The sequence below is a fragment of the Chryseobacterium sp. KBW03 genome (assembly GCF_003852415.1).
Classification (GTDB): domain Bacteria; phylum Bacteroidota; class Bacteroidia; order Flavobacteriales; family Weeksellaceae; genus Chryseobacterium; species Chryseobacterium viscerum.
The window spans coordinates 160,863-175,268 of the sequence record NZ_QAJO01000002.1 but is presented as its reverse complement, the minus strand read 5'-3'; the positions used below and the strand labels follow the sequence as shown (position 1 = coordinate 175,268).

At 38.4% G+C, this 14,406-nt stretch carries 6 protein-coding genes and 1 pseudogene; all 7 read left to right on the top strand.

Going from position 1 to position 14,406, the window contains the following annotated elements:
• The first annotated feature begins 4 nt into the window (after positions 1 to 4).
• Positions 5 to 3,196 carry an efflux RND transporter permease subunit gene (locus DBR39_RS02775; protein WP_124530754.1) on the top strand — a complete coding sequence of 1,064 codons (3,192 nt, stop codon included), beginning with the start codon at positions 5 to 7 and terminating at the stop codon, positions 3,194 to 3,196.
• The gene (locus DBR39_RS02770) at positions 3,168 to 4,625 is read left to right on the top strand and encodes a TolC family protein (RefSeq protein WP_109738713.1); all 1,458 of its coding nucleotides are present in this window, start codon (positions 3,168 to 3,170) and stop codon (positions 4,623 to 4,625) included. Before DBR39_RS02775 ends, DBR39_RS02770 begins: the two co-directional genes overlap by 29 nt.
• 273 nt (positions 4,626 to 4,898) lie before the next feature.
• On the top strand, positions 4,899 to 6,521 hold the full coding sequence (locus DBR39_RS02765) for a T9SS type A sorting domain-containing protein (protein ID WP_124530753.1): 1,623 nt from the start codon (positions 4,899 to 4,901) through the stop codon (positions 6,519 to 6,521).
• A 4-nt stretch (positions 6,522 to 6,525) separates the two neighbouring features.
• Complete coding sequence (locus DBR39_RS02760; protein WP_124530752.1) at positions 6,526 to 9,318, top strand: hypothetical protein; 2,793 nt, start codon at positions 6,526 to 6,528, stop codon at positions 9,316 to 9,318.
• Positions 9,319 to 9,321: 3 nt separating this feature from the next.
• On the top strand, positions 9,322 to 13,026 hold the full coding sequence (locus DBR39_RS02755) for a DUF6443 domain-containing protein (protein WP_124530751.1): 3,705 nt from the start codon (positions 9,322 to 9,324) through the stop codon (positions 13,024 to 13,026).
• A 99-nt stretch (positions 13,027 to 13,125) separates the two neighbouring features.
• Positions 13,126 to 13,665 carry a hypothetical protein gene (locus DBR39_RS02750; protein ID WP_124530750.1) on the top strand — a complete coding sequence of 180 codons (540 nt, stop codon included), beginning with the start codon at positions 13,126 to 13,128 and terminating at the stop codon, positions 13,663 to 13,665.
• Between the two features lie 82 nt (positions 13,666 to 13,747).
• Positions 13,748 to 13,936, top strand: a pseudogene (locus DBR39_RS24580) (RHS repeat-associated core domain-containing protein); the annotation flags it as partial.
• Positions 13,937 to 14,406 lie beyond the last annotated feature (470 nt).

Here is a 14,406-nt window from a genome sequence, read left to right as displayed (position 1 = left end):
TTGTATGTTTAAAAAATTCATTCGCAGACCTGTTCTGTCTATTGTAATCTCATTGATTATCGTATTTATGGGAGTCCTGTCATTGGTAAAGCTTCCAGTGACTCAGTTCCCGTCCATTTCTCCGCCTAAAGTAAATATTACCGCAGAATATCCAGGAGCTAACAACGAATTGTTGATTAAATCCGTAGTGATCCCTTTGGAAAGAGGATTAAACGGAGTTCCGGGTATGAAATATATGACCTCAGATGCCGGGAATGATGGAGAAGCTTCCATTCAGCTTGTATTTGATCTGGGGACAGATCCTAACGTAGCTGCAGTAAACGTTCAGAACCGTGTATCTTCAGTAGTGAATAAACTTCCGCCACTTGTAGTGCGTGAAGGAGTAAAGATCACCCGTGAGGAACCCAACATGTTGATGTACATTAACTTGTATAGTGATGATCCTAAAGCTGACCAGAAATTCCTTTTCAACTATGCAGATATCAACGTAATGTCTGAATTGAGAAGAGTAGGTGGTGTTGGTTTTGCCGACATCCTGGGAACCCGTGAATATGCAATGCGTATCTGGCTTAAACCGGATAGATTAACGGCCTACAATATTTCAGCTGATGAAGTAATGGAATCTCTGAATGAGCAAAGTTTGGAAGCATCTCCGGGTAAAACGGGAGAAAGTTCCGGAAAGCGCTCTCAGTCATTTGAATACATCCTAAAATATTCGGGTCGTTTCAACAACGAAAAAGATTACGGAAACATCATTTTAAAAGCAAAACCGGATGGAGAATCGGTAAGATTAAAAGATGTAGCGGATATAGAATTCGGTAGTTCCATGTATGATATTTATTCTACATTGAACGGAAAACCTTCCGCTGCGATCACGGTAAAACAATCCTATGGATCCAATGCAAGTGACGTTATCAAAAACGTAAAAGCTTTGATGAAAGATCTTGAAAAGAATAACTTCCCTAAAGGAATGCATTATGACATCAGTTATGACGTTTCAAGATTCCTGGATGCTTCCATGGAAAAAGTAATCCATACTTTATTTGAGGCTTTCGTTTTGGTTGCCATTGTGGTATTCCTATTCCTTGGAGACTGGCGTTCAACTTTGATTCCAGCCTTGGCAGTTCCGGTTTCTTTGGTAGGAACATTTGCAGTCATGTCAGCCTTTGGCATTACCCTGAATATGATTTCCCTCTTTGCCCTGGTAATGGCGATCGGGGTTGTTGTAGATGACGCGATTGTAGTGATTGAAGCCGTTCACGCCAAGATGGAAGAGAAACATCTTTCCCCATTGAAAGCGACAGAAGAGGCGATGCATGAGATCAGTGGAGCAATTATCGCAATTACGCTGGTAATGGCATCTGTATTTATCCCGATTGCATTTATGTCTGGTCCGGTAGGGGTATTCTACCGTCAGTTCTCTATCACAATGGCTTCATCTATTATCTTATCAGGGGTTGTAGCTCTTACTTTGACACCGGCATTGTGTGCGTTGATCTTAAGAAATAACCACGGAAAAGCTAAGAAGAAAACTCCGATTACTGTTTTCCTTGATAAATTCAATAACGTATTTACAAAAGGAGCAGGAAGATATGAGAAGATGCTGAATAAAACAGTGACAAAAAAGACAATAACATTGCCGTTATTGTTAGCATTTTGTGCCGCTACATTCTTCCTTAGTAACTCTTTACCTACAGGATTTATTCCGGCAGAGGATCAGGGGATGATCTATGCGATTATTCAGACTCCTCCGGGATCTACATTAGAAAGAACCAATCAGATTGCCAAAGAACTTTTGAGGGAATCAGAAGATATTGACGGTGTGCAGTCTGTTTCATCTCTTGCAGGATATGAGATTTTGACCGAAGGGACAGGATCCAACTCAGGAACGTGTCTGATCAACCTTAAAAGTTGGGAAGAACGTAAAGAATCTGCTGCAGAAATCATCGAAAAGCTGGAAGAAAAAGCCAAAAATATTCCGGGTGCCAATATTGAATTCTTCCAACCGCCTTCCGTTCCGGGATATGGAGCTGCAGGAGGTTTTGAACTTCGTTTGCTGGATAAAGCAGGAAGTGGAGATTATCATAAAATGGAGCAGGTGAGTAATGACTTTGTGAAGGAGCTTAAGAAGCGTCCGGAACTGGGGTCGGCATTTACATTCTATTCAGCGAGTTTCCCGCAATATATGCTTAAAATAGACAATGATCTTGCAGAGCAAAAAGGAGTGACCATTGAAAAAGCGATGGATAACTTATCCACATTGATTGGGTCCAACTATGAGACGAGTTTCATCCGTTTCGACAGACCGTATAAGGTAATTGTTCAGGCAGGACCACAATATCGTGCCTTACCAACAGATCTGTTGAAGCTGTATGTTAAAAATGATAAAGATCAGATGGTTCCTTACTCAGACTTCATGAGACTGGAGAAAGTATATGGATTATCTGAGATTACCAGACACAATATGTATAACTCTGCAGAGGTGAGTGGAACTCCGGCACCTGGATACAGTAGTGGACAGGCGATTAAGGCTATTCAGGAAGTGGCGGATAAAACCCTTCCGAGAGGTTTTGGTATTGACTGGGCAGGTATTTCCAAAGATGAAGTAAGCCGTGGAAATGAAGCGGTATTTATCTTTCTGGTGTGTTTAGGATTCGTTTATCTGATCCTTTCTGCACAATATGAAAGTTTTATCCTTCCGCTTCCGGTAATTTTATCCCTTCCGGTAGGTATTTTTGGAGCATTCTTATGCTTAAAACTTTTAGGATTGGAGAATAACATTTATGCACAGGTGGCCATGGTCATGCTAATCGGACTTTTAGGTAAGAATGCCGTGTTGATTGTAGAGTTTGCCGTACAGAAGAAAGCCGAAGAAGGAATTCCTGTAGCAAAAGCCGCTATTGAAGGAGCCGCTATTCGTTTCCGTCCGATTCTGATGACATCATTTGCATTCGTTGCCGGATTGATTCCATTGGTAGTTGCAACAGGACCGGGAGCAATTGGTAACAGAACGATTGGTACTGCAGCGGCAGGAGGGATGTTGATCGGAACTATTTTCGGATTGATGATTATCCCAGGATTGTATTACATCTTCGGAACCATTGCAGACAAGTCAAGACTGGCAAAATATGAAGAAGAGAATCCTTTAACAGAACAAACTGAACCTTATGAACATGATGGAAAATTCGAAGACTAAAAATATAATCACAGCCATTGCCTTATCACTTGTTCTTGCAAGTTGTAAGGCGCCGATGGCGACTGTCATAAAAGACGAGGTAAAAGAAAATATTCCTCAGAACTTTAATCAGGAAGAACAGCAGGACGCTAACAACAATAGCGGAACGACTCCTTGGAGACAGTTCTTTACTGATCCAAACCTGGTAACCCTGATTGAAACTGCTTTGAAAAATAATCAGGAGCTATTGATCACCCTTCAGGAGATTCAAATTGCCAAAAGTGGTGTTTTAGCTAAAAAGGGTAGACTTACTCCAACTGTTTCTGCAGGAATAGGTGCCGGGTTGAAAAAAGCAGGCCGCTATACGAGCGAAGGAGCTGGTGATGCCACTACGGAAATAGAACCCGGAAAGGAAATGCCGGATCCGCTGGGAAATTTTGAAGCAGGGTTGAATGCAAGCTGGGAAATTGATATCTGGAAAAAACTCAGAACTGAAAAAGAATCTGCAGTAGCTCATTATCTTTCTACAGTAGAAGGTAAAAACTTTGTGTTGTCTAATCTTATTGAAGAAGTGGCAGACAATTATTACGAATTGTTGGCTCTAGATAACCAATTGGATATCATACAACAGTATATCAAGCTTCAGCAAAGAGCATTAGAAATTTCTAAAATTCAGAAGGAAGCTGCCGCTGCAACGGAGCTGGCTGTAAAGAAATTTGAAGCAGAATTGGCAAAATCTAAGGCCGCAGAATATACGATCCGTCAGCAAATCACTGAGAAGGAAAACGAAATCAATGCTTTGCTGGGAAGATATCCACAGCCAATTGTGAGAGCAAAGGAAAACTTTATGTCTACCATTCCTCCGACAGTGTATACCGGAATTCCATCGCAGTTACTGGCAAACCGTCCCGATATCAAGCAGGCAGAGCTGGAATTAAAGGCTTCAAAGCTGGATGTGGAAGCGGCAAGAAAAGAATTTTACCCTTCTTTGGAAATTTCTGCAACATTAGGGCTGGAGGCTTTCAAACCATCTTATCTTGTTAAGTTACCAGAATCAATTGCTTATAATCTGGCAGGTGAGCTGGCAGGGCCACTGATTAATAAGAGTGCGATAAAAGCCAATTTCCAAACTGCAGATGCAAAACAGATCCAGGCATTATACGAATACGATAAAACGATTTTGAATGCTTATCTGGATGTTGCGAATCTCATGTCAAAGGTTAAAAATATAGATCAGTATTATCAGTTGAAATCACAGGAAACCAAAGCGCTGGATCAATCTATTGATATTGCCAATCAATTGTTCCGTAATTCAAGAGCAGATTATCTTGAAGTTCTTTTGAACCAGAGAGATGCGCTGGATGCTAAAATGGAGCTTATTGAAGCAAAACAGAAACAGCTTAGTACAGTAGTCGATATCTATAAAAGTTTAGGGGGCGGCTGGAAATAAAAATATCATAATTCAATCAATAAACAGTTAATGTTTTAGGGTCAATTCTTTTAGGATTGGCCCTTTTTATTTTTATGCGACAAGTTCTGTCGCTTCATAGAGATAATTTTGCATGAGAATAAGACAAATTTTAATCTATCATAAAGAAGATTTAATTATTAATAGTATGATTTACAGTAAACTGTATTAAAGTGATTTTGATGTCTTAAAAAGTGTTAAATTTGTGCGGTTTTAAATAAACTAATTACTAACTCAGAAAACAACAACGAGAGAATGAAAAAATTCTATATCGGTGCATTCACTTTATGCACGGTCTTGGGCATATCTGCCCAGGAAGTGGTATGGCAGAAAGATATCAAATCCTCTACTCAGGATTTTCTAAGCCAGGTCACCACAACCATTGATCAACAGTATCTAATCACTGGGAGCTCGATTCAAAGCAATAAGCAGCAGACTTCAGGAAGCAAACAAAACAACGGCTACGATTTCCATTTGGTAAAACTCAACCAGCAAGGAAATGAAGTCTGGGAAAAATATTTCTCCGGAACCAATCATGATTATCTATCAGCAACCGTTACCACACAGGATGGTGGATTTCTCTTAGCCGGAACCTCTTATTCAGGAAAAGGATTGGATAAAAAAGAGGATTCCAAAGGAGGCTCAGATATCTGGCTGATCAGAATCAATGAATTCGGAGATGAACTATGGCAGAAAACGTTGGGAAGTTCTTCCGATGAAGAAGCCAGAGCCGTGATTCAAACGACCGATTTAGGGTTCTTTGTTGCCGGAAATGTACAAAATTCCTCAAAAGGTTACGGTTCCAAAGACGTCTTGATTACGAGACTGGATAAGGATGGAAAAGAATTGTCACAATTAATTTTAGGCGGAAAAGGCTTAGACGAAGTAGAGAAAATGATTCCAACGAAGGACGGTGGAGCCTTACTGGGAATATATTCGAGAAGCGGATCCGTTAAAACAACCCATCAGCAATCAACGATCAATAATAATACTCCGTCTGAAAAACCGGCAACCGGCAACCTACTATCTGCAACCTCAAAACAAAGCGACAACTTTGGTGAGGGCGACTACTGGATTGTCAAATTAGACAAGAACGGAAAAGTAGAATGGGAAAAGAACTTTGGAGGGAAAGGGGATGATCATATCAGAACTCTGGCTTTAACTTCAAATGGTTTCATCATTGGCGGCGAATCCAGATCGGAAAGATCAGGAAATAAAACAGTAGGCATAGAAGAAGGAACAGATCTTTGGCTGGTTTCTTTAAATGAAAGAGGGGAAGAACAATGGCAAAAATCCTACAACTTCAAGAACCGTGATATTTTAATGAGTATGAGTGTCCTTCATTCTGCAGATGATAAATCTTCCAAAGGAATCTTATTAGGAGGCTACACTCAGGCTGAAGGAAGAATACAAACGGATGATGAAACGTTTTGGATGCTGTATCTTGATCAGAATGGCAATGAACAGTGGAGAAAACATATCACCGGAGAATCCAGAAAGAAGGAAGAAAGACTTTCTGATTTAAAATTGAATAGAGATGGTTCCATTATTCTTGCTGGAACCAGTGCCGAAGAACTGGGTAAAGAGAACTGGAAGATTGTAAAATTGGGAGACAAACAGGTTGATCAATTAATCGAAAAACATGATATCAAAATCTATCCAAACCCAGTATCAGATTATGCTTACGTAGAAATAGGCTTTGACTTTAAAGAAGCAGATATTCTCTTGTATGATATGAGTGGAAGGCAGCTTCAAAGTATAAAAACCAAGAACAAGGTAACTAAGATCAATACCCAGGCTTTGATTCAGGGAGCTTATCTGGTGACGATAAAAACGGATACGAATAAAACCGCAAATGCCAAATTAATCAAGAAATAACATTATGAGAAAAAAATATAAGATCATAGTATTCCTGTTTACATTGTGTACAGGTCTATTATTTTCACAAGGTGCATCAGGCGAAAGTTTCACCTCGGCACCTTCCGCTACATCGATACAAAGTTTCATCAATGCTCCGATATCACTATCCACAGGGGTTCCGGATATTAATATTCCTTTCTTTGCACTGGCTACCCATAACCCGGGAATAGGTCTCAATGTCGGAATATCTTACCATCCCAATAATTCTGCTAAAACAAGCAAAGCTTCTGATGTAGGATTGGGTTGGTCCTTATATGGGACAAGTTGCATTATTTACAGAGCAACAGCTCTGGGAAATGACAATGAACCTTCCACTACTTATTACTATTCCTTTATGGGATTTAACGGGAAATTCTTATTAAAAAACGACCCGCAATTAGGGAAATATACGCTTCCTATTACTGAGACTAATCTGGATTTCACTTATATGGCTGATGACACTTTTAAGGTTGTTGACCCATCAGGAAATACCTATTTTTTTAATAATAAAGACCAGAATATTTTCAAAAAATCTCAAATTTATAGATCTTATGCTTCGACTTATTACCTTACTAAAATAAAAGATGTTCATCAGATCGAACAATTACTATTCGAATATATAGAGGATAGTTATGTTCCAAGTCTTCAAACTCTTCCTATGAAAAGTTTAAAGGTTAGTAAAGTGACCTCACCTGATTTTGGGTCTATAGAATTCAGCTATAATCTTGATGAGGCTATCAGAAAGAGGGTTTCCGACCCTTATCAGCTGCACACTGTAGCACTGAAAAATAAAGCCGGAAAAGTGATCCAGAAATATACCCTGCAAAATGAGGAAGCTGTCTTTATATATACTGATCCTACTCCCTCTTCTTGTCCTCTAGATCTGGGAGAACTGATTTTTAATGAAAAAAGGAAACTTACTTCTATCCAAAAATATGGGACTTCCACCCAATTTGAAAAAACCAGTTTTGAATATATTGAACTGCCTTCTTCAGAAAATAACTGGTCAGGGCTTGACTGTCTGTGTCTTAACGGGCCGGGAGGTGAAAGATACATAAAAGTAGGGCTTTTGAATACCATAAAATACCCTACAGGAGGACAAACCCGGTATGAATTTGAACCTAATCAATATGAGGCTAAAAAGACCCATATATTTGATCCTTGGTCTAATTCTGGTGAACAGTATGTCGTACCATATGAATATATGGACCACGATGCCCAAATATTGGAAGATATTGGAACCTTTAATTTTGATACTCATTTTACAGATACTTATACCTTCAATCTTCCACCTAATCCAGACGATTCTGGAGGAGCAAGCTATCTGGTATACTGCATGAATGTGGGGGCTTATTATACAGATTCTCCGGTATGGGAACCCGGGACAATTCCTAATCTGGCTGTTGAACTGACCTCCGGAGTGATAGGAAGCGACGGGAATAAAAAATTTATGCCGGGAACTAATACTTTCAAAGTCTCGGGAACAGGTGGCGGCGGTACGGTTACCATTAAAAGAATCAGATACAGATCTATTCCGCTTCCCAACTATACAACAACAAGTGGGTTTAGAATCAAAAAAATAGAATTTCTTGAAAATGGAATTCCTGTAGATTCTGAGACCCGTTATTATTCTTATCAGCAGTTTGATGATAATTCTAAAACAAGTGGTTATGGGATCTGGCTTAAAGATCATACTGTTGTCTATAAAAATGTGAAAGAAACCGTTGGTCAGAATAAAGGATATGCCAGGTATTATTTTAAAACTTTAATGGATCATCCTGATAACCAAAATCCTTCTACTAATTTCTCTCACTATAATATATTGATTAATGGCCTTTTGGATAAAAAAGAAGTTTTTGATGCCAGCAATACTATGGTGGCAAAAGAAGAAAATACCTACGAATTAACTCCAACAGGATTCCCATACTCTCTTGATGATAATACTAATTCAGGTTTTCCGGTAAAAAACTCTATTGTGACGAAGCAGACCAATACCACGACTTCTTTTGTTGGTCAGGATGCTATTTCTTCAACGATAGAATCCACAAGAGAAACCATAAACCTTAATATTACAGGCAAAAAGACGATTACTCCTGAAGGAGATATTCTGGAAGAAAATTATAAATATCCAAAGCCAGCTGCCATGCGTTTGTTTGTTGCAGGAATCAGGGACAGGATTATTACTACTGAATCCAAAAAGAATGGGGTTACCCTTTCTAAAACAGAAAATCGCTATGATGATACCTCCCATTTATATCCAACCTCTGTCATAGGGTTTTTACCTGATGATCTTACCCAGTCCATTAAAAATGCAGTTAATGATATTTATGATGACAAAGGAAATCTTGTTCAGTACAGAGCATTTCCGGATGCTGCGGATTCCTCTGCAGGAGGAACTCCGACAACTGTAATCTGGGGATACAATAAGACCATGCCGATTGCTAAAATAGAGGGCGCAAAACTGTCGGATATTCCGGGGGCTCTTATCACAGCCATTGTCAATGCTTCCAACGAAGATGCAGATGCCCTTCCGGCTAATGAAGCGGCAAAAGAAACAGCACTGATCAATGCACTGAACACCTTCAGAAAAGATGCTGCACTTAAAAACTTCGTGATCACAGCCTATACCTATGACCCGATGATTGGGATGACCACTACGATTTCGTCTAATGGGATGATGGCAAAATATCAGTATGATTCTTTCAACAGACTTCAGAAAGTCATCAATAACGAAGGAATTACGGTGAAAGAATACCAGTACAACAACAAAAACTAAACGATGAAAAACAATATCAACATCATCCATACCGGAAGACTGAAGGTGAAAAAATATTTTTCAGCTTTCGCTTTGGCTCTTTCTCTGTCTGCTTTTGCACAGACAATGACAGAGAACTATGTCTACAGCAAAGTTTCTCTCTCTGAAGATGGCAGTAAAAAATCAGAAACCATACAATATTTTGACGGTCTGGGAAGACCCAAGCAGACCATTCAGGTAAAATCTACTCCTTTAGGGCAGGATATTGTAATGCCGGTTACCTACGATCAGCTGGGAAGACAGACCAGAAGCATTTTACCGGTCCCTATGGCAACCTCCAATCTTGGAATACAGAATGTTTCTGAAGCCACAGCTAACACTTATTATGGAGTTCCCAATGCCTATTCCGAACAAAAACTGGAAGCTTCTCCTTTAGCCAGAGTTCTGGAAACTGCAAGTCCTGGAAGTGAATGGGCAATGAACTCCGGACATACCCGAAAAGCAACCTATGAAGTCAACAAAACCCCAGATAAAGTAAAGAAGTTTTCCTTCACCAACTCATGGGTCAATGCAACTACAATTTCTTCTGTTCCTACCGTTTCTTTGTATAATGAAAAAGTATTGGTGAAAACTTCAGCAACGGATGAAGACGGTAACAAATCTATCGAATTTACCAATGGATTGGGACAAACTGTTCTGGTAAGAAAAGTCATTACCGCTACAGAGAATGTAGATACTTACTATCTTTACAACGATTATGGCCAACTTGTCTATGTCATTTCCCCGAAAGCAGAAGCTCCGATTACTTCCAATAACAATATCATCACCCAACAGATCCTTGATGATCTCTGTTATCAGTACAAATATGATAATAAGGGCAGACTCGTAGAAAAGAAAGTTCCTGGAAAAGGATGGGAATATATGATCTATGACAGACAAAACAGATTGGTAGGAAGCCAGGATGCTGAGTTAAAGAAAAAAGGACAATGGTTATACACTAAATATGACCAGTTCGGAAGAGTTGCCTTTACAGGAATCTCCGCCGGAGGAAGCAGGATTTCGGAACAGGATTTAGCTAATAATTTTGTTTACAACAATGTTAAAAGAACTAATTTTCCATTCTTTAACCGTGAAGGTATGGATGTTTTTTATGACCCTGATCAAACCTATCCTAATGTCGTTTGGGTTAAGTTGTTGTCAGTAAACTACTATGATACCTATCCTGGATACAGTTTCAATCCTCCATTTCCATCGGCAATTTTCGGAAAACCAGTTTTAAAAGATGATCTTTCCGGAAATGTAAGCACACGAACATTGCCTGTCATGAGTCTGGTAAAGAATATAGAAGATGACAACTGGACTAAAAACTATAATTACTACGATACCAAAGGAAGATCTGTTGGAGGATATTCTATTAATCACCTGGGAGGCTCTACGAGAACAGAATCTGAACTTGATTTTGCAGGAGTGCCACTTCAGACAAAAGCCTATCACAAAAGACTAAATACAGATACGGAGAGAGTTATTACACAAACGTTCACTTATGATAACCAAAACAGGCTGCTTACCCATACCCATCAGGTAGACAGCAACACTCCTGAAATCTTAACTCAGAATAAGTATAATGAACTTTCCCAGCTGCAATCTAAAAAAGTAGGGGGAACATCTGCTGCCTCTCCTCTTCAGACAGTAGATTACACTTATAACATCAGAGGGTGGATCACAAAAATTAATGATCCAGCGAACCTAAACGGAAAGCTTTTTGGGTATGAGATAAAATATCAAAATTCAACGAACCCATACTATGCGAGATTCAGTGGCAATATTTCTGAAATAGATTGGAAAACTTCTGTAGATGATCTTTTGAAAAGATATATTTATGCTTACGATCCTTTAAACAGGCTTACAGCAGGGTATTATCAGGAGCCGACAACTTCTGTTCCTATTAATCATTTTTATAATGAAGAAATAGCATATGATCTTAATGGAAATATTACCCGGCTTCAGAGAAATATGAAAGGAAGTAATAATTCATCAGAATATATAGATAATATTTTCTATACATATTCCGGGAACAGACTGATTTCAGCATCTGATGCGGCACAAAATTATAATGGATATCCCGCAGGTGGCAAGCTGATAGATTATGATGACAACGGAAATATGATTAATCAGAAGGATAAAAATATCAGTGCAATACAATATAATTATCTGAATCTTCCTTATTCTATAAAAATTTCTGAAGGCAAACAAGGCATTATTACAAAAGATATTCAATATACTTATAGAGCAGATGGAGTAAAAGTTGCTAAAAAATATACCCCATTTCTGGGTAATATTGAAACCAATTATTTAGATGGATTTCAGTATGATAACAAAGAAACAGGAGAAACCAGCCAGCCATTACCTCCGTCATTAAAATTTGTTTCTACTTCGGAAGGTTACTATAATTTTGAAAATAATAAGTACATTTACAATTATACCGACCATTTGGGAAATGTACGGGTAAGCTATTTCAAAAATGGAAGTGGCCTGGAAGTTCTTGAGGAAAGTAATTACTATCCATTTGGACTAAAACATGGAATTTCCAACCCTTCTGTAGGGAACCCAAGCTATAACTATAAGTACAATGGTAAGGAATTACAGGAAACAGGGATGTATGATTATGGAGCAAGAATGTACATGCCTGATCTGGGAAGATGGGGAGTTATTGATCCCTTAGCTGAAGCATCCAGAAGGTTTACCCCTTATCATTATGGAAACAATAATCCGATAAGGTTTACAGATCCGGATGGAAGACTTACCGTAGATAACCTGCAGGGAGGATATACTCCAGGAAGTGCTGTTATGGACTTCTTTAACAGAAATGGCTTAACAGATGAAAGAAATATGCCGCTATTTTATCGTAATGAAGGTGGGGCAATGATAAGAACCGAAGCTTTAGGAAAAGATGGTGAAGGTGGAGGCGGTGGAAGTTTTACTTTCACTGGAAAAGATGCAGTATCCGTATTTAATTATTTTAATAATGGAGGATCTATGTCTGGACTTAGTTTTGGTGATAATGATGTGACATGGTGGACAGGAACCCCTTCTTTAACTGCTTATAGCGGGGCAGATATACATGGAGAAATTGACCTTGGCATAGGATATAGTGCAAAATTTAAGGAGCTTCCATTGGATGCCTATAAAAATTGGGCAGACTGGGGAGCTAGTACTGCTGGAGGAGGATTTAAATATCTTGCTGATCGAAGAACATCTCTATATAATAGCGGATATTGGATTGATAATCTTGGACAAATGAGAAACACCGCATATGCAGGAAGAGCCAGAGGATCACTAATTGGACTAAGAAGCGATTATTTAAGGAATACTGCAATGCTTGGAAAATATGCCAAAAGAGCAGGTTATGTAGGATACGGAATCAGTGCTGCACAAATAGGATACGGTATGTATAAAGATGGTGGAAAGTTTGGGATTAAGGCTCAGATAGCAACAGCTAATGTAGCAGGAGGAATGGCGGGAGCTGCAGTAGGAGCGTGGCTTGGTGTAAAAGTATTAACTCCAATTGGAGGAGCTATTGGAGCTGCTTTTGCAGGCGTAGGGGCAGCCCCAGGAGCTGCAATTGGTGGCGCAATTGGAGGTATTGTAGGAGGTATTGTAGGAGGTGTATATGGTGGTGATTATGCAGAACAATGGGCAAGTGATATATTAAATAAACCTAGTTATTAAGTCAAATAAAAATGTGCAAAAAAATTGAATATTATTACTATTTAGTTTCTTATGTTATATATAGAATTGTAGTATAAATATTATTAAAATAGAAAAATTATGGAAAAAGTTTGGAATTATGTACACTACACAATTTTTAATTTTTACAAGATTATATATAGATTATTATCTTATATAGATCCTTTTAGATTGCTTTATAAAATTCCTGCAATAAAAAACTTTTATTCTAAAAGAGGAATTGAAGATATGAACCAATTTACTGACGATGTTATTTTTAATGATAAAGTATCGGGATTACATAGCATTTGGGCAGCTATTCAAATGGGTGGCTTAATAATTCTTATAGAATATGGTTTATTTAATATTTTTCAGGCAGTATTAGGAAAATCGTTAATACAAATCTTTTGGGAACCAGGAAGTTCCTATAAATGGATATTTATAATAGGACTGTTAGTTTTGCCTTGGATTATTAACGAGAAATTACTGTTTAAGAATAATAAATATTTAAAGTACTTTGATGAATTTGATAAAGAGCCAAAAAAAATAAGACATAAATATGCTTGGATTAGTTTAGGAATTATTTTAGGAATTATCACTTTTTTTGTTTTAAGTTTTATTCCATTGTCAAGAGTATATTAATTAGATAATGTTCCAAACACGTTAGGGTAATATTTCAAACGTGTTGGTAATAAATTAGAGTATTGATATTCAATACTCTAATTTTAAATATAATGGGAAAGAGAAAGAGCTTCAGGAAACAGGAATGTTTGATTATGGAGCAAGAATGTATTTGCCGGATCTGGGAAGATGGGGCGTAGTTGATCCATTAGCTGAAGCATCCAGACGGTTTACCCCTTATCATTATGGAAACAATAATCCGATAAGGTTTACAGATCCGGATGGAAGACTTACCGTAGATAACCTGCAGGGAGGATATACTCCAGGAAGTGCTGTTATGGACTTCTTTAACAGAAATGGCTTAACAGATGAAAGAAATATGCCACTATTCTATCGTAATGAAGGTGGAGCAATGATAAGAAATGAGGCCCTAGGTAATGAAGGCCAAGGCGGAGGTGGTGGAAAGCAAGGACCTAAGCCCGGTCTTTTTAAGACAATAGGTAATTTCATTGGAAGGCTATTGGGTAAAAGTAAACGTGCGGCTGTTGGTGTTATTTCTATCGGAGCTGCTACATTTGAAGGTTTCGCTCCTCCAGTAGAATTTGGCTCAACCGTGGCAGAAATAGATGGCTATGCAAGATTGGGATTATGGAGTTTACCTTTAATGCTTAATGGAGATAGTTCACATGCTAGTGGTTATGATATACCTCTTACAGGTGCTACTGATATATCTGGAGAAATTTCCAAGGGTGATAATAATAG